Annotated in this window: 19 protein-coding genes; 14 read left to right on the top strand and 5 right to left on the bottom strand. The window is 35.9% G+C overall.

Annotation, left to right across the window (positions count from 1 at the left end; translation table 11 throughout):
• Positions 1–35 precede the first annotated feature (35 nt).
• The 13 genes from uvrB (at position 36) to Cop2CBH44_RS02635 (ending at position 15,624) form a co-directional block, all read left to right on the top strand.
• Entirely contained in the window at positions 36–2,051 is a 2,016-nt protein-coding gene (gene uvrB / locus Cop2CBH44_RS02690) for an excinuclease ABC subunit UvrB (protein WP_200755503.1), read from the top strand.
• A gap of 17 nt (positions 2,052–2,068) precedes the next feature.
• On the top strand, positions 2,069–3,736 hold the full coding sequence (locus tag Cop2CBH44_RS02685) for a formate--tetrahydrofolate ligase (RefSeq protein WP_200755502.1): 1,668 nt from the start codon (positions 2,069–2,071) through the stop codon (positions 3,734–3,736).
• A gap of 8 nt (positions 3,737–3,744) precedes the next feature.
• Positions 3,745–5,622 (top strand): YgiQ family radical SAM protein, encoded by a 1,878-nt coding sequence (locus Cop2CBH44_RS02680; protein WP_021930146.1) that lies wholly within the window; start codon positions 3,745–3,747, stop codon positions 5,620–5,622.
• A gap of 19 nt (positions 5,623–5,641) precedes the next feature.
• The gene (gene dpp5 / locus Cop2CBH44_RS02675; protein WP_021930145.1) at positions 5,642–7,747 is read left to right on the top strand and encodes a dipeptidyl-peptidase Dpp5; all 2,106 of its coding nucleotides are present in this window, start codon (positions 5,642–5,644) and stop codon (positions 7,745–7,747) included.
• 571 nt (positions 7,748–8,318) lie between these two features.
• Positions 8,319–8,708 carry a hypothetical protein gene (locus Cop2CBH44_RS02670; RefSeq protein WP_021931594.1) on the top strand — a complete coding sequence of 130 codons (390 nt, stop codon included), beginning with the start codon at positions 8,319–8,321 and terminating at the stop codon, positions 8,706–8,708.
• Positions 8,709–8,719: 11 nt separating this feature from the next.
• Positions 8,720–9,373, top strand: a complete 654-nt coding sequence (locus Cop2CBH44_RS02665) for an exodeoxyribonuclease X C-terminal domain-containing protein (RefSeq protein WP_021931593.1) — start codon at positions 8,720–8,722, stop codon at positions 9,371–9,373.
• A gap of 19 nt (positions 9,374–9,392) precedes the next feature.
• A complete protein-coding gene (locus Cop2CBH44_RS02660; RefSeq protein ID WP_021931592.1) occupies positions 9,393–9,962 on the top strand; it encodes a hypothetical protein in 570 nt (189 codons plus the stop codon).
• A gap of 596 nt (positions 9,963–10,558) precedes the next feature.
• Entirely contained in the window at positions 10,559–10,981 is a 423-nt protein-coding gene (locus Cop2CBH44_RS02655; RefSeq protein ID WP_021930514.1) for a hypothetical protein, read from the top strand.
• Positions 10,982–11,018: 37 nt separating this feature from the next.
• A complete protein-coding gene (locus Cop2CBH44_RS16595; protein WP_021930513.1) occupies positions 11,019–11,150 on the top strand; it encodes a hypothetical protein in 132 nt (43 codons plus the stop codon).
• On the top strand, positions 11,151–11,606 hold the full coding sequence (locus Cop2CBH44_RS02650) for a hypothetical protein (RefSeq protein ID WP_021930512.1): 456 nt from the start codon (positions 11,151–11,153) through the stop codon (positions 11,604–11,606).
• A 21-nt stretch (positions 11,607–11,627) separates the two neighbouring features.
• Entirely contained in the window at positions 11,628–11,861 is a 234-nt protein-coding gene (locus Cop2CBH44_RS02645) for a hypothetical protein (RefSeq protein ID WP_055095994.1), read from the top strand.
• A 15-nt stretch (positions 11,862–11,876) separates the two neighbouring features.
• Entirely contained in the window at positions 11,877–14,492 is a 2,616-nt protein-coding gene (locus Cop2CBH44_RS02640) for a UvrD-helicase domain-containing protein (RefSeq protein WP_021930511.1), read from the top strand.
• Positions 14,493–14,955: 463 nt separating this feature from the next.
• On the top strand, positions 14,956–15,624 hold the full coding sequence (locus tag Cop2CBH44_RS02635) for a hypothetical protein (protein ID WP_021930510.1): 669 nt from the start codon (positions 14,956–14,958) through the stop codon (positions 15,622–15,624).
• A 79-nt stretch (positions 15,625–15,703) separates the two neighbouring features.
• Here the strand turns inward: Cop2CBH44_RS02635 and Cop2CBH44_RS02630 are convergent, their stop codons facing one another.
• Complete coding sequence (locus Cop2CBH44_RS02630; protein ID WP_021930509.1) at positions 15,704–17,479, bottom strand: T9SS type A sorting domain-containing protein; 1,776 nt, start codon at positions 17,477–17,479, stop codon at positions 15,704–15,706.
• A gap of 270 nt (positions 17,480–17,749) precedes the next feature.
• Between Cop2CBH44_RS02630 and Cop2CBH44_RS02625 the strand changes: the two genes are divergently transcribed.
• On the top strand, positions 17,750–18,343 hold the full coding sequence (locus Cop2CBH44_RS02625; RefSeq protein WP_021930508.1) for a hypothetical protein: 594 nt from the start codon (positions 17,750–17,752) through the stop codon (positions 18,341–18,343).
• Positions 18,344–18,424: 81 nt separating this feature from the next.
• Here the strand turns inward: Cop2CBH44_RS02625 and Cop2CBH44_RS02620 are convergent, their stop codons facing one another.
• The 4 genes from Cop2CBH44_RS02620 to Cop2CBH44_RS02605 form a co-directional block, all read right to left on the bottom strand.
• Positions 18,425–19,783 carry an MATE family efflux transporter gene (locus Cop2CBH44_RS02620; RefSeq protein WP_021930507.1) on the bottom strand — a complete coding sequence of 453 codons (1,359 nt, stop codon included), beginning with the start codon at positions 19,781–19,783 and terminating at the stop codon, positions 18,425–18,427.
• Positions 19,784–20,044: 261 nt separating this feature from the next.
• Positions 20,045–20,956 (bottom strand): tRNA (adenosine(37)-N6)-dimethylallyltransferase MiaA, encoded by a 912-nt coding sequence (gene miaA, locus Cop2CBH44_RS02615; protein WP_021930506.1) that lies wholly within the window; start codon positions 20,954–20,956, stop codon positions 20,045–20,047.
• Positions 20,957–20,959: 3 nt separating this feature from the next.
• Positions 20,960–22,090 (bottom strand): hypothetical protein, encoded by a 1,131-nt coding sequence (locus Cop2CBH44_RS02610; RefSeq protein ID WP_200755501.1) that lies wholly within the window; start codon positions 22,088–22,090, stop codon positions 20,960–20,962.
• Positions 22,091–22,532: 442 nt separating this feature from the next.
• Positions 22,533–24,722, bottom strand: coding sequence for a S9 family peptidase (locus tag Cop2CBH44_RS02605; RefSeq protein WP_021930503.1), 2,190 nt, complete (start codon positions 24,720–24,722; stop codon positions 22,533–22,535).
• Positions 24,723–24,745 lie beyond the last annotated feature (23 nt).

Genomic DNA, 24,745 nt, shown 5'->3' with positions numbered 1-24,745 from the left:
TAACTGGATAATAATTGGCTATACAAAATTGTCTTATGGAGTTTAAAATAGTTTCTTCATATAAACCTACCGGAGACCAACCGGAAGCTATTGATGAATTGAGTCAGGGCATTAAGGATAATATTCCTTATCAGACTTTGTTGGGGGTAACCGGTTCAGGAAAGACTTTTACAATGGCTAACGTCATTGAAAGGGTCCAAAAACCGACGTTGATTCTTAGTCATAATAAAACTTTGGCAGCACAATTGTACGGTGAGTTTAAGAGCTTTTTCCCGGATAATGCTGTGGAATATTTTGTATCGTATTATGATTATTATCAGCCGGAAGCTTATATCCCAACCACAGATACGTATATAGAGAAAGATCTTGCGATAAATGATGAAATAGAGAAACTCCGGTTATCGACTACATCGTCTTTGCTATCCGGGCGGAAGGACGTCATTGTGGTTTCGTCTGTGTCTTGTCTGTATGGTATCGGGAATCCTGAAGATTTTCATAGTAATGTTATCGACCTTCATGTAGGCATGAAACTGGAGAGAAATAATTTTCTTCGTTCTTTGGTCAATAGCCTTTATTCAAGAAATGAAGTCGTACTGGATAGAGGTAATTTCCGAGTGAAAGGCGATACTGTCGATATATTTTTGGCTTATGCAGATATTATATTAAGAGTTATTTTCTGGGGTGAAGAAATAGAATCCATTGAGAGTGTAGATCCGGTGAGTGGACATACTATTACTCTTTTCAATGATTATAAGGTATATCCTGCTAATATTTTTGTTACAACAAAAGAACGTATAGATAGAGCAATAGGAGAAATAGAAATTGATTTGGGTAAGCAGGTTGAATTTTTTCAGTCGATAGGGAAAAATCTGGAAGCCAAGCGTATACAAGAAAGGGTTACTTATGATTTGGAAATGATTAGAGAGGTTGGCCATTGCTCTGGAATAGAGAACTATTCGCGATACTTTGACGGACGAGCAGCCGGGACACGGCCTTTCTGTCTTATGGATTACTTTCCAAAGGATTTTATGGTTATCATAGACGAAAGTCATGTTACTATACCTCAAATACGAGCTATGTACGGAGGGGATAATTCTCGTAAAGCTAATTTGGTGGAATATGGGTTTCGCCTGCCAGCAGCTATAGATAACCGTCCGTTAAAGTTTGAAGAGTTTGAGGAATTGGCCAAACAGGTAATTTTTGTGAGTGCTACTCCTGCCGATTATGAACTGGAGAAGAGTGAAGGTGTCATTGTAGAACAGGTGATACGTCCTACAGGATTATTGGATCCTGTTATAGAAGTTCGTCCAAGCCTAAACCAGATAGATGATTTGTTGGAAGAAATTCAAGTACGTATAGAAAAAGATGAACGGGTATTGGTAACTACGTTGACCAAACGTATGGCGGAAGAGTTGAATACATATCTTCTGCGTCTCGATATCCGTTGTAACTATATCCACTCGGATGTAGATACTCTGGAGCGGATAAAAATCATCGACGATTTACGTAATGGATTGTATGATGTCCTTATCGGAGTTAATTTATTAAGAGAGGGGCTTGACTTGCCCGAGGTATCATTGGTAGCGATACTTGATGCTGATAAAGAAGGTTTTTTAAGGTCTCATCGGTCCCTGACTCAGACTGCAGGTCGTGCTGCCAGAAACTTAAACGGAATGGTAATCATGTATGCCGACAGGATTACGGAAAGCATGCAGAAAACTATAGATGAAACCAATCGCCGAAGGGAGAAACAGTTAGCTTATAACGAAAAGCATAATATTACTCCTCAAGCCATTCAAAAGGCCAAAAATTCTGTTCTTAATAGGGAAAATACTGGTGCAGAACCTATTTTGTATAGAGAAGAATACAGCCAAAGTGCGAATATAGCTGCCGACCCGGTAATACAATATATGAGTAAAGACCAATTGAAGAAAACAATCGAGAAAACTCGTAAAGCAATGGTTGAAGCGGCCAAGAAGATGGAATTTATTGAAGCGGCACAATTACGCGACGAACTGATAAAGTTAGAAGATAAATATGCAACCCTTTAAATTTACTGATATATTGTATGAAATCGGATATAGAAATTGCCAGAGAGACCAAGTTGGAATTAATAAATAAAGTAGCTTGTTCTATAGGAATAGATGATGATGAACTGGTTCATTACGGCAAATATATAGCCAAAGTTCCGATACATCTGATAAGTGAATCAAAAATAAAACGGCATCGTCTGATACTGGTAACATCTATTTCCCCTACTCGGTTGGGAATAGGTAAAACGACAGTCAGTATAGGACTCGCTTTAGGATTGAATAAATTAGGTAAGCGGGCCGTTGTAGCTTTGCGTGAACCGTCTTTAGGTCCATGTTTCGGAATCAAAGGAGGGGCGGCAGGAGGCGGATATGCTCAAGTATTGCCCATGGAAGACATTAACCTTCATTTTACAGGGGATTTCCATGCAGTTACTTCTGCCCATAATATGATATCTGCTTTACTGGATAACTATATATATCAAAATCGCAATCAGGGAACGGTATTGAAGAGTGTTGTATGGAAACGGGTTTTGGATATTAATGACCGGGGATTGCGACAAATAATATCCGGACTGGGTGGTGGTTACAATGGCGTTCCGGCAGAAACCGGATTTGACATTACTCCGGCATCGGAGTTGATGGCAATATTGTGTTTGGCTTCGGACTTGGTTGATTTGAGGAGACGCATCGACAAGATTTTGTTAGGATATCGTATCGATGGTTCCCCTTTTTTGGTAAAGGACCTTGGTATAGGCGGTTCGATTACAGCTTTGTTGAAAAATGCGATTCTTCCCAATCTGGTACAAACGACAGAAAAAACGGCAGCATTTATTCATGGAGGACCATTTGCGAATATCGCTCATGGTTGCAATTCTGTGATAGCTACTAAAATGGCTTTGACATATGGTGATTATACCATTACCGAAGCCGGATTCGGTGCAGACCTCGGAGCGGAAAAATTTTTCAATATTAAATGTCGACAGAGTGGTTTGTCTCCCAGCCTCACAGTTATCGTTGTTACTTTGCAAGGATTGAAGTTGCATGGGAATATTCCTGAAGAACAGATTAAATTGTCAAATGTGGACGGAGTTAGAAAGGGTATTGATAATCTTGACAAACATATAAAGAATATGCAGGCTTTCGGACAGACCGTATTGGTTGCTCTAAATCGTTTTTCTACTGATAGTGATGAGGAAATCGACATACTCCGTAAGTATTGTGCCAAAAAAAGTGTTCGTTTTGCAATAAACAATGCTTTTTCCGAAGGCGGTAATGGTGCACTGCATTTAGCTAAGGAAGTTGTAGAGGCGATAGGGTCTCAGCCTTCTCTTCCTCTTAAATTTACGTATGAAAATGAAGACCGAATACGTACTAAAATAGAAAAAGTGGCTTGTAAAATATACGGTGCGGGAAATGTAAAATTCAGTAAAAAGGCGGAGGAAAAGCTACTGCAAATCGAGAATTTAAAACTCAATCATTATCCGGTATGTATTGCCAAGACTCAATATTCGTTTACAAATGATCCAAAGCAGACTGGAACTGTTGAAAATTTTGAATTCGAAATAAATGATATAGTTATCAATAACGGGGCAGAATTTGTTGTCGCATTGGCAGGTGATATTATACGTATGCCGGGACTTCCGAAGATACCGAATGCTTATAAAATAGACGTCATCAACGGGGAAATAACGGGATTAAGCTAAAGGATATAATGAAAGAATATAAATTACAGGACTGGTTGCCAACTACTAAAAAAGAGATTGAACTCAGAGGATGGGATTATATAGATGTGATTCTTTTCTCGGGTGATGCTTATGTAGATCATCCTTCATTCGGGGCTGCAGTTATCGGGCGGACTTTGGAATCTGAAGGGCTACGAGTGGCAATTGTCCCCCAACCGAACTGGCGAGATGATTTGAGAGACTTTAAAAAATTAGGTCAACCCAGATTGTTTTTCGGAATTTCGGCGGGAGCTATGGATTCGATGGTAAACCACTATACGGCCAATAAACGGCTTCGGTCGGACGATGCCTATACTCCCGATGGCCGGGCCGGCATGCGTCCGGACTACCCTACCATCGTCTATACTCAAATATTGAAAAAACTATATCCTGATGTTCCGGTTGTTATCGGAGGGATAGAGGCCTCTTTGAGACGGCTTACCCATTATGATTATTGGGAAAATCGTTTGCGTCCCAGTATATTAGTCGATTCGAAAGCCGACTTATTGATATATGGCATGGGAGAAAAGCCAATAAGAGAGTTAGTTGCCCGTCTGCTCGACGGAGAAACAGTGGACTCTATAAAAGATATCCGACAAACAGTTGTAATCACCTCTATTCATGAAATTCCCAAGGAGACAGAAAATGATACGGATGTTGTTTTGGCTTCTCATGAACAATGTCTTGCGAACCGAAAATTGCAATCGGCCAATTTTAAACATATAGAAACAGAGTCGAATAAATATGAAGCTCGCCGATTATGGCAAAAATGCGGGGACGTTGTCGTAAAAGTCAATGTTCCTTTTCCTCCGATAAGTGAAGAGGAAATAGACGCTTCATTTGATTTGCCTTATACCCGCTTGCCTCATCCTAAATATAAGGGGAAAACCATTCCAGCTTATGAGATGATAAAATTTTCGGTAAATCTCCATAGAGGATGTTTTGGAGGATGTGCGTTTTGCACTATATCTGCACATCAGGGAAAATTTATTGCTTCCCGCTCGAAACAGTCGATATTAAAGGAGGTGAAAGAAATTATAAGTATGCCGGATTTTAAAGGTTACTTGAGTGATTTAGGCGGCCCGTCGGCCAATATGTACCAAATGCACGGTTCTGACCAGAGGATATGCCGTAAATGTAAACGCCCTTCCTGTATTTATCCGGAAATATGTCCGAATTTGAATACGGACCATACTCCATTGCTGGATATATATCATAGCGTGGATGCTCTCAAAGGGATAAAAAAGTCGTTCATTGGCAGTGGTGTTCGTTATGATTTACTACAATATCGTCATAAAGATGAAAAAATAAATGAAGCTAATAAAAGATATACTAAAGAACTTATTAGCAGACATGTTTCAGGAAGGTTGAAAGTTGCACCGGAACATACATCCGACCGGGTTCTAAATGTTATGAGAAAACCTTCATTCAAACAGTTTGAAACTTTTAAAAAAACATTTGACACGATAAATCAAGAAGAAGGTCTAAAGCAACAGATAGTCCCGTATTTCATATCAAGCCATCCGGGTTGTCATGAAGAAGATATGGCTGAATTGGCTGTCATTACAAAAAAACTGAATTTTCATTTGGAACAGGTTCAAGACTTCACCCCTACCCCGATGACGCTGGCAACAGAAATATATTATACCGGATATCACCCTTATACCGGAGAAAAAATATTTACAGCTCACAGCCAAGAAGAAAAATTGGCGCAAAGGCAATTTTTCTTCTGGTATAAACCTGACCAGCGGAAAAAGATAGAACAAGAGTTGATACGCATACATCGTAGAGATTTATTGCAAAAATTGTATGGTAGTTTTATTCGATATGATAATTTTGCCGATAAGCAGAAACGAAGAAAGAAATAATATAAAATAATTGTTATATATGAAACGAACAATAAACAGTTTAATTATGGCCGGAACCGTTGTATTATCAGCCTGTCAAACACAAAAAAGTGATACAGGCGAGATTATCGGCAAAAGTTCTCCGAAGATTGAAAACGGAATTATGACTCCTGAAGTTATGATGAGCCTCGGAAGAGTCGGAGGTGTAGAATTATCGCCTGATAAACAAAAGATTCTGTATGGAGTTACTTATGTAAGTATCCCAGAAAATAAAAGTAACCGGGAGCTTTTTGTCATGAATATTGATGGAAGTGATAAAAAGCAGATTACCCGGACTCCGAAATCGGAACAAAATGCTGTATGGTTCCAAAATGGAGAAAAAATAGCATTTTTGTCGACCGAGAGCGGGAATTCACAGCTTTGGGTAATGAATGCGGATGGCAGCCAACGTGTTCAGATAAGTAATCAGGAGAATGGAATAGATGGATTCGTTATATCTCCGGATGAAACCAAGATAGTGTTTTTTTCCAATATAAAATATGGACAAAGGGCTTCTGACTTATATCCTGACCTTCCCAAGGCTACGGGTCGTGTTATTGATGATTTGATGTATAAGCATTGGGATGAATGGGTCGAGAGCATTCCGCATCCATTTGTTGCTGATTTTAATGGAAAGGATGAGATAAAGAATATTTCTGATATTATGGAAGGGGAACCTTATGAGGCACCGATGAAGCCTTTTGGTGGAACAGATGATTTTGCGTGGACACCTGACAGTAAAAATATTGTGTATACATCTCGTAAGAAACAAGGTAAGGAATATTCTCTATCTACAAATTCTGATATATATATTTACAATATAGAGAGTAAGAATGCACGAAACTTGACTGAAGGAATGATGGGATATGATACTAATCCACGCATATCTCCTGATGGACATTATATGGCCTGGATGAGTATGGAGCGCGATGGTTATGAGTCGGATAAAAACCGATTATTTATTCTTGATTTACAAAGTGGGGAAAAGCGTTACTTAACAGATGAGTTTGATTACAGTCTCGATCAGCTTGTATGGGCGGAGAATAGCAAAGACATTTATTTTTTAAGTGTTGTCCAAGGGACAGAACAGATATTCAAAATAAATGTCGAAAGTAAAAAAATAGACCAAATTACTAATGGGGATTTTGATTATGCTTCCGTCTCTCCGGTTAATGATGAAACGTTGATTGCTTTGCGTCATTCTATTTCAAAGCCCGATGAAATTTATTCTATAAAAATGTCGACTAAAGAGGTGTCTGAACTGTCTTTTGAGAATAAGGATATTCTGGATCAACTAACGATGGGTAAAGTCGAGGGGCGCTGGATAGGCACTACGGATAACAAAAAAATGTTGACGTGGATTATATATCCGCCTCATTTTGACCCGAATAAAAAATATCCGACATTACTGTATTGTCAGGGAGGACCTCAAAGTCCTGTGAGTCAATTCTGGTCATATCGTTGGAATCTACAACTGATGGCAGCTAACGGATACGTTATCGTTGCACCTAACAGACGAGGATTATATGGATTCGGACAAGAATGGCTCGAACAGATAAGTGGTGATTATGGTGGTCAAAATATGAAAGATTATTTTTCGGCTATAGATACGATGAAAAAGGAAAGCTTTGTTGATGAAGACCGTTTGGGAGCTGTAGGAGCAAGTTATGGAGGATTTTCCATTTATTGGCTGGCCGGACATCATGAAAAACGATTTAAAGCTTTTATTGCTCATGCCGGAATTTTCAATTTAGAACAGCAATATGTAGAAACTGAAGAAATGTGGTTTGCCAACTGGGATTTGGGTGGAGCATATTGGGAAAAAGATAATGCTATCGCTCAACGGAGTTATGCAAATTCTCCTCATAAGTTTATTGATAAATGGGATACGCCTATATTAGTTACTCACGGTGAGCATGATTACAGGATATTGGCTTCGCAAGGTATGGCAGCATTTAATGCTGCTGTATTGAGAGGGGTTCCGGCAGAGATGGTTGTATTCCCTGATGAAACTCACTGGATATCTCAACCACAAAATGCAATTTTGTGGCAACGTGTATTTTTCCGTTGGCTTGACCATTGGCTGAAACCGGAAGAGAACAAGTGATTTGTTGCTTTATTGAAATAAGGAAAGAAGGTGTCTGAAAAGGGTGCCTTCTTTTTTGTGTACACTCCCTTTTTGAAAGGACTGTATTTTTGTTTAAAATAAAAGCGAATTATTGAGTGTATATAAGATAAGGTGTGCTATCCACATATTACTAAATAGACTCTTTGCCTCAACGGGCAATTGATTTAAGGAGCAGTTTGACAATAAACTAATCGACAGCCAAATAGGAAAAGAAACGAAATAAACTATAGAAAATTAATGTGTTAAAAACGAATGATTATTGGTAATATTTATTATTTTTGTAATTGGATTGAGCTATAATTCTTTCCGGACATATTAGAAATAAGAAGAAGCGTTATGCTTATCTTGTAGTTTGAAAACCTGAGAAACTTTCAAAGAATGTACAAGGGATAGCATAGTGGTTCTCGCGCATATAGCGTGGGCTGCTGTTATCATATCTGTACATTCGGGTTTTCTCAGGACCTTCAAACTAAGATGTGATATTTGTAGTACCACGCTTTTTATGTTTTTCAATAAGTGTAAATAGAAGAACCATTAAAATAGTAAATTTATGAGGAAAATTGTTATTACCCTTTTGTTATTCTTTTGTGCAATTGAGTTCTTTGCGCAAAGTGAAAGCGCCAAACCTACTTTTGGAGTTGAATTGGATAGAGAAGTGACTATTGCCATAATAGAAAAAGAAACCTACCAAGACGTAATAGTCGAGTTGAAATCTGCGGATTTAGGAGACTTATTTGTAGAAGGGGTAAAGATAACTGTAAAGGATGCTAAAACAGGGGAAAAAATATATAAAAAGCGTTTTTCAAAGTCTTATCTTTATGCTTTTTCAGATGGTACTATTCAAGTAGGTAAAGGTAATGCACTAACTCAACTTACATTATACAAATCTAAAGAATACGGTGTTTGGTTAATGAAAATAAGAAAAAATGGAATTTACTAATTTGAATAGTTATGTACCCAAAAGATAATATTTTCAATATTTACTACAATATAGGCAAACGAATTCCATTCTTGGTTAAACGATGTGAGTTGGGACTAGAGCGGTCGTCAAGTGAGGAGAGGCGTATTGACCTGAATCAAGATAGAATCTTTTTAGTTGAAATAGTAAAACCGCGTGGTAGGTATGGAAAAGCTTATGGCAAATGCTTTGTGAATGGTAAACCTGATAACACTTATAGACAAGAGTGCTATCCGAATATCAAAGACGAAGAAATCCCTTGTGCCGGATGTGGAGAATGGGTTTTAATTGATGTCCCAGGTGTATCTCTTGATGAAATATTTCCTATTCACAAAGCAAATGAGATACTTATGTTTGGAAAATACAAGGGAAAATCTTTTGGTGAGATCTATAAAGCAGATTATCAATATCTCCATTGGTTGGAGACAACAGATAGATTTTTCAAAATTGACTTTGAGGAACTTAAACGACTATATCCAAATATAGAGCAACATTCGGATGTATTTATTTCAGATAGAACAATTGATTTTGGGAAATATAAGGGACAAAAGTTTAGCGATATTAAAGACGATATCCTTTATCTTGAATGGCTTGTCTCAATAGGTAAAATATCCATTAAGGATTTCGATTTATTAACCACAATATAATTGATTAAAAATAATGAGTATGAAGAAAATTTTAGTTAATTTAACAATACTCTTTGTTGCCATTAACATTATGGCGCAAGAACATCTTTCATTTAAAGGTATTCCTATCGAAGGAAGTATGACAGAATTCTGTCAAAAACTCAAAACTAAAGGATTTACCTCAATTGGTCGTGAAAACAGTATAACTTTGTTTTCAGGAGACTTTACAGGTCGCAAAGCAACGGTAGGTGTGACTGCTACAGACGATGGAAAAAATGTTTTTGCTGTAGTCGTTTTATTTGACCCAAGTAAAGAGTGGAATACCCTTGTTAATACTTACGACTATTATAAAGATTTATACACTCGTAAATATGGCAAGCCAACAATTTCAAAAGAAAACAATCCTGCCTATTCAGATTCCAATATTGCTTTAATGGCAGAGGTGCATGAAGGAACAGTTGTATACGGTAGCGCATGGGAAGTAACAGGTGGAGATATACAACTTTCAATTGAAAAGTCCTCTGAAATTTACGAAGGTATGGTAATGATTCGTTATCGAGACTTTCAAAATGTTGAAACTAAAATCCAAAATGATTTGGATGATATTTAAAATCAACATGGAGTGAAGAAATATGGAGGCTGTCCAAAAAGTGAAATGCACCCCAAAAGTTAGACATAGAACTTTTGGGGTGCATTTCTTTTAGACACCTTCTTTTTGTTTAAAATAAAAGCGAATTATTGAGTGTATATAAGATAAGGTGTGTTATCCACATATTACTAAATAGACTCTTTGCCTCAACGGGCAATTGATTTAAGGAGCAGTTTGACAATAAATAAAGTGTACACTAATCGACAGCCAAATAGGGAAAGAAACGAAATAAACTATAGAAAATTAATGTGTTAAAAACGAATGATTATTGGTAATATTTATTATTTTTGTAATTGGATTGAGTTATAATTCTTTCCGGATATATTAGAAATAAGAAGAAGCGTTATGCTTATCTTGTGGTTTGAAAACCTGAGAAACTTTCAAAGATGTACAAGGGATAGCATAGTGGTTTTCACGCTATAGCATGGGCTATTATTGTTACATCTGCATATGTGGTTTCCTACAACCTTCAAGTAAAGAGTATGGCATACAGCTCTACGCTTCGTGGTTTAATAAAAGTCCTTGTGGAAACTAAAGGAAAAAATGGAGGATGAAATATGAAGAACTTTATGTTGCCTTTTTTGTTATTTCCCCTTTTTGCAATAGGTGGATGTACAGACAATGCGTCTAAAACGGGAACAAAAACAGAAGCGCACGAGCAACTTGTGCAAACATATACCGTAGAACGGTATAAACTCTTTCCAACACAAAATATGTGGACATTTATCAAACTTGATACACAAACAGGTCAAATGTGGCAATTGCAATATAGTATAAATGATGATAAAGGACGGTTTGAGTATGACCTTAATCCTAATGCACTTGTTGTTAATGGAAAGAAAGTTAATGGTCGCTTTGAACTTTACCCGACTCAAAATATTTACAACTTTATCCTTCTTGACAAAATAGAAGGAAAAACATGGCAGGTTCAATGGTCGCTTGACGAAGAAAATCGTGCAGTTCTTCCTATCATTAAATAAAATGCAGTTTGATAATCAATCTAATACGATTTGAGTTATGAAAAAAATCTTCTTTTCGCTGTTTCTCACATTTACAATTTTTACAACAGCATTCTCCCAGAAAGAATCGGAACACTTAACATTCAAAGGTGTTTCAATTGATGGTACACTGAATGAGTATGTGGTATAAATGAAGCAAGCAGGTTTTACGCATATTGGCACACAAGATGGCACTGCAATTTTACAAAGAGATTTTGCAGGGTTTAAGAGTTGCACTGTCGATGTTTCAACACTTAAAGCAGTAAATGTAGTTAGTACAATTGGTGTTATTTTCCCTGTATGTGAGGATTGGAGTTCACTTGAACGTGACTATGAACACCTTAAATCTATGCTTACTCAAAAATATGGCGAACCTGCCGAAGTTGTCGAGAAATTTCAAGGAAGAGTAACTTCTGATACTAACAATGAAAAATTGCATGAATTATATATGGATAGATGTACTTGGTACACTACATTTGAAACTAAAAATGGCGATATACAATTGTCTTTACAAAAAGGCGAATACGGACAATGCTTCGTTTTGTTAGAGTATTATGACAAAATAAATACTGATACCGTTCGCTCGGCAGCTATGAATGATTTATAATCAGTATTTTGCTTCAATAATATGACTGGAGAATCCATTTCAATAATAGCGATAATCATTGCTTTGATATTAATTCTATGGCTTTACGTTTTTCTCCCTGCAAAAATGGCAAGAAAAAGAGGTCGTAGCGCCATTGGATGGGTTTTACTCTTTTGGATAATTTCTCCACTTTGGGGGATTATCGTGTTGTTTGCATTAGGCGATAGCAAACAGAAAATTCGTGAAGATATAATGGAGGAATTTCATCGTAATTAGTATTAGAATTGACATATGAACTTTTTGCTTGCCATACTTATCTGTGTCGTTGCTACCTCTATTGTTATTATAGTAACCATCCGAAAACGCCTAAAAAACAAATCCAAAGAATTATCAGAAAAATTAAATCATATATCCGCTTATAGTGAGAAGTCCAGTTACGAGCAAGCCCAAGAGAGATTATCTAAACTCAAAGACGTTGTATTTGCTGATATTCCGACAGACCTTAATAACGGCTTTTATGGCAAGATAATCTCTGCAACGCAAGAAAAAAAATTTATCAATTATTATAAACCACATTTTCAAGAGGCGTATTCTCTTCTGAAGAAACTTGAAGTCTTTAACATCACTCCATCTGAAACCATTACCAAATTCATCAATGATTTTGGAGCCATCAATAAACTTGTAAAACAACATAATGATACGGTAATAAATTCCTTACTTGATACATATGAAGATTTTTTCGACCATTGTCTAAAATATCCATTAGACAAGCAACAAAGACGCTCTATCGTTTCAGAAGAAGATAATTGCTTGGTCGTTAGTAGTGCAGGTAGTGGAAAGACCTCTTCTATTGTTGGAAAAGTCAAGTATCTCACAGAAGTAAAGGATATTGCACCTCATAAAATCTTACTAATTAGTTACACAAACAAAGCAGCAGCTGAACTTACGGAGAGAATGACCACTGATGGTTTGAAAGGTTATACATTTCATAAATTAGCCATTGATATTATAGGGAGAGCAACAGGCATAAAACCCTCTATTTGCGACAATACTGATGCCTTATTTATAGATATTTATCACACTCTATTAGAGAATAAAGCTTTTAAGAATAGCGTAGTTGAATACTTCATTGATTACCAAACCTATGAAACAGATTGGGAACGACGCAAGAATGAAAGGCAAGAAAAGTTGTCGGAACAAAAAAATGTGCAGCTAAAAGCGATGTTTCCCGATATGGACGGTAGGGCCATATATGTGAAAAGTGAACAGGAACAAAAGATATGCTTTGTTTTATCAGCGCTTGGAGTAAAATTCAGATATGAAGAGCCATACGAACATCAATTAGCAGATGAGATGCACTCTCAATATCGCCCCGATTTCTCAATATATTTTGAGCAAGCAGGAGTAACCAAACGCATCTATTTAGAACATTTTGGAGTTGATGAACATAGTCTTGTTCCTGCTTGGTTCGCAAAGGATAAAAATATAACATACGAAGAAGCCAATCAAAAGTATAATGATGGTATAACTTGGAAGAAAGCTGCTCATGAGAAATTTAACACTCAGCTTTTAGTAACATCAAGTACTGATTTCCACTACTCTAATATAAGGGCTAAACTCAAAAAAATGTTAGAGGATGTGGGTGTGCCAATCCAGGAAAAAACAGATGAAGAATTATATGATTTGGTTTTGCCCAAAGGTAGTAAGCAAGAAAAGGCGTTTATACGACTTGTAGTTACTTTTGTAACATTGGTAAAATCAAGTTGTAAATCAGTTAAAGAAGTCCTGAAACAAGCAAAGAATGCAGATGATGAACGAAGTGTTTTTATTATCAAGAACATATTTCAACCTGTATATGAACGCTATATAAGTGCATTAAGCGATAGTAACCAAATTGATTTTACCGATGCTATTCTTCAAGCCACAGAAATATGTCGTACTTCACACCCTGTTGAGTATGATTATATCATTGTGGACGAGTTTCAAGACATATCAGTTGACCGTTACAATTTCTTAAAGGTATTACGAGAGGGAAATCCGCCTGCAAAGTTGTATTGTGTGGGCGATGATTGGCAGTCTATATATCGTTTTTCGGGAAGTGATATGGCTCTTTTTAATCAATTCCCTGAATACTTTGGAGTAACAGAGATAAATAAAATTGAAACTACATATAGATTTGGAGAGCCTTTGGTTTCGTTGTCCTCTCACTTCATACAACGTAATAAAGCCCAAATACAAAAGGATATACACTCGTTCAGTTCTGAAATGAAAACAGAGTTGGAATTCCATTCTTATGACAGACGAGATTATTGCAATACGATAGGACAACTTGTGGCTTCTATTCCATCAGATAAATCTATATTTTTGTTGGGGCGTTATTCCTTTGATGATTATTACCTCTCTTTTATATATCAATCCATTAAAGAGGGTAATAGGTTCTTTTACGTAATAGGAGGACGAAAAATCGAGTTTTTGACCGTACATAAGTCAAAAGGTCTTGAAGCTGATTATGTAATACTTTTACAATGCAATAAAGATACCTATGGTTTCCCTTCTCTTGTGAGTGACGACCCTGTGCTTAACTATGTACTTACTAAAAGCGACCAATTTCCATATGGAGAAGAGCGTAGATTGTTTTATGTGGCAATAACAAGAGCAAAGATGAAAACACTTGTGCTATATGACAAGCGTTTCCCATCTGTATTTGTGAATGAGTTTTTACATCCTGAAAAGGTTTCGGAAGAAAATTATGTGAAACACCCCAACGCCAATAAAAGATGGACAAGAAAAGCAGACCAATTTTTATTGAAACTACACAGTGAGGGCAAGAGCGTAAAGTATATTGCGGCCAAAATGGGCAGAAGTCAAACTTCAATTGTAATGCGATTAAATAAACTCATCCAATAGTCGGCATTTTATTTATTCTTCAACATTGCATGTATTGGATATTTCCTTATTTTGTAAAAGAAACAAGTTATTTGACAGCATAGCCCCGCAAATCGCTAAAAACAGCACGATTTCTAACTCATTACCGCAGCTTCTCAAATAATCCGTTAAATGTTTATTCCTCAAATGGTTGTATCAAGCTGTTGAAAATCTAAAATAAATTGAAATTTGAAATTGATCCTGATTGCTTATCTAAATTTCCTAATAAAATAATATATTCTAACTTTTTGAAATTTTTTCCAGTCTATTTTTTTCCTGTGTGTTACGCGCCTTATCAGTAAAACATTTTTGAGAATTGCTCTTAAAAGATGTCGATGTAAAATTTAGACAGGCTTTTAGAGATTATCGAAAAATTCTATATCTTTACTCATCAATAGACGAGGATTTAGTTTTCTCTTTTATTATATTTATATGGAATAAAATTATGAAATATATAGGTTTTATCGTTTGTTTCATCTATTGTTTTAATATTTCGTATGTTCTTTCCCAGAAAGTGGAGATTTCCAAAATGCCTGATCGCTCTCTCGATAAGACTTTAATGAAACATGATTATCATCCGACGAATATATCTATAAAGGAAAATTCCGTTAATGAGAAGTTTGATTCTTTATTCTATGAATTGCCGATTGTGACTTCTTATTATATTGGAAATTCACCAGCGTCTTTCTACCACGGTTCTTTATTGCCAGGGAACAATCCTTTTGCTCAAGATTATAGTTTTTATAGTTATTTAAGGAAAATGCAAACATATAGTATGCATCAAACTCTTCCTTCTTTAGGTGCATATACGTATGTACGTTTTACTCGTTCGATTCCAGTTACTTCCAATTTGTCAGCGTATATAGGTGTATTTCTTAGCAAATATTCGTTGGGGAGAAGAGTCAATGATGATTTCGGTTTGAACTTTGGTTTGTCATATCAATTTGTACCTCATTTTTCGTTTAATATAGAGCATCAGCAATCTTTAAGAGAAGGTACTATCAATATGTCTCCTCATATAGCTCCTTTATATCCGCATACGAATACAGAGATTAATCTTCAATTCAAACCTGCGTCGAATGTGAAAATTAAGGTTGGGTATATAAAAGAGTGAATTTTTATAGGATTGAGAAATTCAGGATTTTACCGGATGTCAATATCAATGACCTGTATTGTTTCATTTATTGTTTTCGTTATTTTATGATTTTCTGATTATAAATGCGACCAGATTGTTCTTTAGCTGAGATAATATACACGCCTTTGGGTAAATCCTTTATTGATATTGATGTTTCCTTATGATGTGATTTTACAACACATCCATTCAAATCGATAATAGAAACTTCAGTTATATAGGGGCTTATATTAATTATTTCCATGTTTATAACTGAAATTTTATTCTGAATTTTTACATCTATTTTTTGAGTACCATGATCCGGGTAGTTATCAGTATTAATATAGAGTGGTTCTGAATTTGTATAACCTCTTCTATTGGAGGCTGATACAGTAATGGTGTAATTGCCGCTTTTATATATTCCATGGAGAGTTTCTGTGATATATCCGGATTTATGTACTGGTATATCCCAAATGGAAAATGCATCCTCATCAATCACTTCTATATCGTAAAATTCTGCTCCGAAAGCTCCAAAACCTAATACTATATCACATGTGTAATCTCCTGTCGAAATTATGTCAATTATTTCAATTTCCGGTGCTTGAGGATAATAGTTAATAAATAGTGCATAATCAGCTTGTAATGTTTTATTATTTATAGTCGTTGCTTCTATGTGTATTCTGCCCTTTATGGCCCCGGTGGAGATATGATCGTCCGTATTTTCGTATTTAGAAGGTAATTGTATTTGAAATACGGCCTCTGTTCCTGTTGATATATTACGGAAAGTCGCATCTTTCTGAGTTATATCGAACGACCATTTATAGTTATTTATGGATGTATTAGGGGTACAAAAAAATGTCAATATTCGTCCGGGTTGGTGCTCAACAATGCCGGATTCCGGAATCTCATTGTTATAAATTTTAAATTTCTTATTTCTTTGCCAACCGATGTCTTCAAGAATATCCAATATCTTCGATCCTATATGATGTACTCGTCCGTTACATTGGGGCATCATCAGCAATTTTTCCCGGTCTTCAAAGGAAGAAGGGCTAAAGTACGTCAGTGTAGCATATTTATTGAATGTATTTTCCGAAGTATATAGTTGATAATCGGTATAATTGTCCCTGTCCCAGTATAAAGGATTCTTTACGAAAGTATTCAATTCTGATGTATATGGGCTAAAGGATATCAAATAAGTATTACTTGTATCTTTTATGTGGCTATCAAAAATATAGCTTGTCCCTGATCTGACATTGAATGAAATCTGATTTTCTTCTCTAATTAAAGAACTTCCAAATCCCAACCCTTTGGCTATTGCTCTCAGAGCCTCAGTAACGAAATCATACTTTCCATTAGGGAGTGGTATATTCGGGTCTGTACCAAAATCCCATAAATCCATATTTTTATTGAAATTTATGGTCATATCCGGAATTGACCGTAATTGATGTTCATTATCAAAAATATTTGTTTTCTGGGCATTTAGAGCCATCGGATAATTTATTGTTGATTGCGGATCTTCGAATGTATTTGTCCTGATACTAACTGATGTAGTATACGCGTTTGATCCAGAAGCATTAAATGTTACTTTGATATAAATAGGTTTGGAAAATGGAATGGCTTCTTCCCATAATTTTAATGCATGCTGGAAAGCAAATTTCTGTTCGTCATTGAACTCTACATATTCGACATAAAACTTACCAAATACATCGTTTTTGAGCCGAATGTTATCGGGTTGGGCTGCCACGTATTTTTGAGGGACAGATATTTCAGGGAATAAATCCTCAAACTCCAATGTTTCCTGTGCTTGTACAATACATAGGAAAATGGAAAAGAACACAAGAAGTAATGTCTGTTTCATAATGATATTATTTTGAAAGGTTAGACGTTCTCTTCCTTTAATGTTGAGACTGATATCATTATTGTTGACTCGAATTCTATTCTATATAATGGATTATAACTACTTCATTAAATTTATGTATAATTTATTATAAAAACAAATTTATTAGTTGATTTTTTATATATTCATTAAAAATATGTTTGTAGATATATAGAAAACAAAATAATCTTGTATAAATTTTATAGAAATTATTTGTTACATTTATGCCCATTTTCATTTAAGCATCATAATATGGATAGTTTCGATATAAAAGTAATGGCTGAAGAAAATCAGCGTAAAGCATTTGAGATTATCAATGATATCCAGATAGTCAGTTGTTGGGAGTCGATAGGAGCAGTTCCCGGCCTTGTAGGATCTTTATCGACGGGTCTTCTGATGAAGCATAGAGATATCGATTTTCATATCTATTCGTTCCCTGTCGATATTAAAAAAAGTTTTGAGGCAATAGCTAAAATTGCCGAACATCCTCGAATTATACACATAGAGTATACTAATCTGTTAGATACGGATGAGGCTTGTATTGAATGGCATGCCTTATATGAAGATAAGGATAAAATGCACTGGCAAATAGATATGATTCATATAGAAAAAGGGTCAAAGTATGATGGTTATTTTGAAAATGTAGCCAGGCGAATAAATGAAGTGTTAACTCCGGAAATGAGAATGGCTATATTGTCTCTAAAATATTTTACTCCGGATGATGTTTCGATAATGGGAATAGAATATTATAAAGCGGTCATAAAGGACGGTGTACGGACTTATCCGGAATTTCTCGAATGGAGAAAAAAATATCCGGTTACCGGAATAGAAGAATGGTGTCCGTAATTTAATTTCTAATAACGTTTCCTTTCAGATGATAAAAAGATGATATGGGATAAACCTTCTAATTTTATATATAATAAACGTTTAAATAGCCATTACGCTATCGAAGCTTTTTGTCTTATAACGGAAACGCGCGTAAAACAAACATCCGGCGGTTGTCAGCCCCAGAGGGAAGCCCCACCAAATGCCCATGGGACCGCCATCGAATATAACTCCGAACAAATATCCGCAAGGCAAACTAATCATGAAATAACTGATAAATGCAATTACAGCCATGGGCTTCATATCGCCTACTCCTCGGAGTGCATTGGCATAAGCTACTTGTAAGCCGTCTCCGAACTGATACACGACTGTTGGGATTATCAGTAAGGCTACGATATGGCTGACTTCGTCCGAATCGGTAAATAAGTATCCGATATGCTCTCTCAAGAAAAGCATAAGCAGGGCGATAAATAAAGACATTGTCAGTATAATATGGAAGCCTGCATTCGCTATGGGCTTTATATCGGTATAACGTCCGGCTCCTCCGGCATTACTTACTAAAATTGTAGTTGCAGCTCCAATACCGTAATATAGCATGAACCCGATGGTTGTAAATGTCGCTACTACTTGATGGGCTGCTAATGCAGCACTACCAAACCATCCCATCATGATTACGCTGAGATTGAAGGCTCCTGTTTCCATTCCCATTTGGAGTGCTATGGGTAAGCCACTCTTTACTAAAAAAGAGAATGTATTTTCTTTATCTTTATAGTGGTAGAACCCTTTTTTGAAACGACTATAACGGGTTGTAAAGAAAAATATAAATATGAAAAGCAGTAAATTGGATATTCTGGATGTCAATGTAGAGATACCGGCTCCTAACAATCCAAGCTCAGGCATCCCTATATGACCGAAGATAAGAATATAATTTCCTATAATATTCAGTACATTGCCGCTTAATAGAATAAACATAGAAGTGCGGGTATCCATTATACCGTCGGCAAATTGCTTGAATGAGTTGAACAACATAATAAAAACCAATCCGGATAATTGAACCAGATAGTATGGTTTGATTAATGGATACAGGTCTTCGGGCTGTCCCATTTTCTCAATATTGAAATAGACAACGGTCATAATCAGTATGAGGCACAAAGAAAGAATGAAATTGGTATATAGGCTGTATCTTAAACTTTGACCTGCTTTTGCTACATGATTTTTGGCAACTAAAGCCCCGATTAAAGGTGTCAGTCCGAGAGAAAATCCCATGCCGAACATGATCGGTAAATTGAATAGGTTATTTACGAAAGATGCCGCGGCCAATTCTTCAGAAGTATGGTGTCCTACCATTATATTATCTGCGAAACCGACGATGATAATGCCTAACTGCCCTATCATAATAGGTATACCGAGCTTTAATAACTCTATATAATTCTGTTTGTAACGATTAATGAAATTACGCATACCGACTTTTTCAAAACGGATGCAAAGATAAGCTTAAAAATAGTTCTAAATATATTATTTTACAAATAAAACCTATATTTTGATAGAAAACGTTTTAAAAATTTATCAGAGAAGTCATGAACTTATCACGGGGGAGAAATGTTTTAGAAGTGCAACAATTATTTTGGTCCTATATGGACTTCTTAAAAAAGGTACAGGGGCATTCTCTATTTTGATTGACTTTTCCATTCTCTTTACTGAATTGCCCGAATGTCTCTGTACCTATTTTTTTATCCAATGCAAAATAGTATCGACTTTTTCGTCCATAGGGAGTAGTGCATCGAGCCAATGTATTGTAAAGCCTCTGCGTTCCATTCCGCGAAACCATGTCATTTGTCTTTTGGCAAACTGATGTATGGCAATTTCTAATTTCGAAATCATTTCTTCATAGGATAATTCCCCGATGATATATTCTGTCAGATATTTATATTCCAATCCGTAATATATCAAATCTTCGGCAGGTATGCCTTCGTCCAATAATTTTTTTACTTCTTCGACCATCCCTTCGTCCAAACGGGAACGCAAACGTGCCGATATTTTTTCTCTCCGCTTTTCTCGTTCAATATCAACACCGATAATAAAACTTTCGATGGGTTTGTCTTCCAGGGTACCAGGGGGCTGCAAACGATAATATTCGGCTATTTCGATGGCTCTTATCGCCCTTTTGCAAGAATCTACATCTGTAGTATTGTGTAACGTCTTATACGTTTTCAGAATGGCTTCCAGCTCAGGGAGGCTTTTTTGTTTTAAACTTTCTCTTAAATCTTTATTTTCCGGAACTTGGGGCATACTATATCCTTTGAGTACCGTTTCGATATATAATCCGGTGCCGCCACATAATATGGGAGTTTTCTTCCGGTCACAGATATTTTTGTATATGATTTTGAAGTCTCGTTGGTATTCATATAGATTATATTTGTATCCGGGTTCGCATATATCAATCAGATGATAGGGAATAGTTGTATCTCCTATTGTATATTCAGATAAATCTTTTCCTGTGCCGATATCCATACGCCGGTATATCTGTCGAGAATCGGCACTAATGATTTCTGCATCTAATTTTACTGCTAAAGAAACAGCTAAAGCAGTTTTGCCTGATGCCGTCGGTCCCAGAATAGTAATCAGATTTGACATAATTTATTTTATGGTGTTTTCCGCTTTATATTGATATGCTAAAAGTATGGTATTTTTCAAAAATTCAAACTCTTGTTCGAAACACTCGCTGAATATATGGTGATTCAGATTATCTTCAATATGAGAATTATTCCAGAACCATCCCTTCAAATTGGCAATGCGTTCCAGGTCATCTTCATTCTTTACATTCAACACACATAACAGAATGATACGGCTCATGTTTTCTTTTTCATATTTAGTCTTTAACAACTGACGTACAGCCAAGTGGGGAGATTCGGACAGTCCGGAGAGCACTCGGTCTATACTTTCTTCGACACTTTCTCCGTATTTCAAATCATAAGAAAACGGAGTATCTACTGCAGCTTCAGATATGGATAAGGGGTTGTTATTTTTCTGCAAATATATCTTGGAGCCACATAATGCTATGATACGTATGTGTGGATGAGTATATCTTTTCCCGGCTTCCAAACTTGCTTGTTCTTCTATACATCCGGTGACATTCATATTTTTGTCTATAATAGGGAGCCAGGTTTCTTTACTCAACATCTTATTGAGAAGAATGAATCGAATGATATCGTAAATAAAGAATATGAGTATTAAAATCAGATTTAAATAATAGTTTAGAAAACGAAACAATCCCGGATATAGTTCTCGTCCTTCGACATTAAATAAAATGAGGATTGTCAGGTAAAGACTGAATCCGTACAATAGTATTTTCGATATATAATTGAACTCATATACTTCGGTTCCATTTTTTATTTTACGCGAAAACTTCCGTCGCAAAAAATTGCGTATCATAGGATATACATCCCTAACTGAAATCAAACTTATTAAATACAGTATAAATATGATTACGGTATTGGATACGATAAATAAGGAATTGTAAAAGTAAAGTTTCAGAAAAGAAAATCCGACCAATGTTATTGCTGAGGCAAAAAACATATATAGTGGATGAAATCCTTTTATTTTTCTAAATAATAACCAAAAAAATAGTGAGATGCCTATCCACAAAGAGAGATTTACGGTTTCCCTCTCTGTTATATAGTTATTGGCCAGCATCACTATAAAACCTGGTAATAATCCTAATGTCTGAAGAGATAAGAAACGTCGTTTATATATTTTCTTATGTTTCATTTCCAAATAACGCTCGGCACTTTATTCTATTAATCTTAATAGCTACTTACTATGATAACCAACATTTGACGACACCTAACCATTCTTGCTATTATTTATTTGGATGTCCATCGTAAAAGCTCTAACACTACCGATTATAGCGATTGTACCTTCCCTACAAAATATTAAACTTATTTATTCAAAAAAGAATTGATGCAGCTAAGATGCGCTAAATTTGTGGATTATGCAAAAATAAAAGTATAATTAACATTATGTCGGAAAAATCTGATTATCGTTTTAGCATAAAATATTAAAAATTCGAATGTTTGCTGATTTACAGCATTTAACTGTAATTATGAATCATGGAGTAAAGCTCTTTAAAATATCACATATTATAAAAAAATATAGGGAAAAAGTTTTACTTTTACTCTTTCCCTATATTTGTTTTTTTTGCAAAGACGATTTATTTATTATTTGTTAACTGTGTTTTTAAGAAATTGCAGACTTTAGTATATAGATGCAAGCGTGTATTGCATCCGGTTATATGATGGTCACGATTTGTATATATCTGCATATCAAATTGTTTATTTGCCTGCACTAATGCTTCGCTATACTGCAAAGTATTCAGATAATGGACATTGTCATCGGCGGTACCTGATATAATCAAAAGGTTTCCTGACAGTTTATCGGCTTTTTCTAATGGAGAGGATTCTATATAGCCTTCCATATTTTCTTTTGGTGTACGCATATACCGTTCTGTATAAACTGTATCGTAATACCTCCAATCGGTAACGGGAGCTATGGCAACTCCTGCTTTAAACACACCAGACGATAAAGACATCGACATCAAAGTCATATATCCTCCAAAACTCCAGCCCCAAATTGCTATATTTTTATTATCTACATATTCTAATGAGCCTAAGTATCGAGCTGCTGCAATTTGGTCTTGTGCCTCGGCAATACCTAATTTAAGATATACTGATTTTGTAAAAGCTTCACCGCGACCTCCTGTACCGCGGCCATCGACACAAGCTACGATAAAACCATTGGAAGTCAGGTACTGTTCCCAATCGAATGCCCATTTGTCCAAGACCATCTGTGAACCGGGACCACTATATTGTACCATGACGACCGGATATTTTTCTCCTTCTTTAAAATTTGAAGGTTTCATTATATATCCGTTCAAATCAATACCCACATCATTTTTGAAAGTAAAGAATTCTTTATGGGAATAATGGGTAGATGACAGCAGGGTAATCAATTTTTTGTTATCTTCCAAAACTCTGATTTCTTTGCCTTGTTTGTCATTTACAGTATATCTGAGAGGTGTATCTGCATTGCTGTATGCATTTACAAAATATGTACATGATGGATTAAATGTTGCAGAGTTTGTCCCTTTTTTTGTAGAAATCTTGGTGATTTTACCTTTAGTATCTACTTTATAAACTGCTTGGTACAAAGGTCCTTCTGCATTTGATTCATAGTAAAATTCATTTTTCCCATCATATCCTAAGTATCCGGTTACATCCCAGTTTCCTTTGGTAAGTTGCCGAATAAGGGTTCCGGTCAAGGAGTGTTGATATAAATGACGATGTCCGTCTTTTTCTGATGCAAATATGAAAAATTCCGGATAGAAAGTTACATAATTTTTGTTATCCGGGTCTATCCAATATTTGCTTTGATCCTGAATCATCAGTTTGCTTATCCCGGATTTTGGATTTGTCGCGTACATTCTAAATTCATCCTGATGACGATTCAATGTCATGACAGCCAATTGGTCAGGATTTTTAGTAAAACAGATACGAGGAATGTACCCATCGGAATCTAAAGGGACATTCATTTTTTTTACTGCTCTGGTCTCGACGGTATATGTGTATACTCCGACTGTAGAATTCTTTTGTCCGGATACTGGATATTTATATTTGAATTCACCCGGATACAATGCATATTGTGTCAACTGGGGGCATTGTCCCTCAAATAACTGAATCGAATATTCCGGCACCTCAGTTTCGTCAAATCGAAGGAATGCAAGGATTTTATTATCAGAAGACCAGGCTAATGTATTAGTTTCTGCAAATTCTTCTTCATACACCCAATCGGTAGTTCCATTTATTATTTTGTTTTTGCTCCCGTCTGTTGTCACTTCAGATTCGGTTCCATAATCCAATTTTTTCAAATAGATATTGTTGTCTCGAACAAAAGCTACCATACGACCGTTGGGAGAAAATGTTGCAATTTGCTGTTTACCTTTGTCGGATAAAGGTTTTACTAAATTTCTTTTTATTTCAAAAGTGTAATAATTTGCTTTGAAAGAACGCCTATATATACGTTCTACGTCTGTGTATAGCATGATTTTAGTCTCATCCTCACATAGAACAAAACCGTCAAAAGTCTCAAAAGGGCACTCTCTTGCTTTTTCTGCATTGAAAAGTGTGTCTACTGCTTTTCCTGTACGGTACGCATATTTTACAATCATCTTTTTATCCGGAGTTTTTTGTAAATAATGTATGCCATCGCTCAATGGATAAAAGGTCTCCTGATATTTCTGAGTGTATTTGCCCGACACAATGTCCTTTAAATCCAAATCTCCTGCATACACTGCAGGCTGTAATCCCGCAAATAAAATTGCAGCCATATAAAATATACGCTTCATGATATAATTTCGTTTTTAAATTT

It is taken from the genome of Coprobacter secundus subsp. similis (assembly GCF_015097275.1).
Classification (GTDB): domain Bacteria; phylum Bacteroidota; class Bacteroidia; order Bacteroidales; family Coprobacteraceae; genus Coprobacter; species Coprobacter secundus.
The sequence above is the reverse complement of the archived record's forward strand: the minus strand, read 5'-3'. Positions and strand labels throughout refer to the sequence as shown.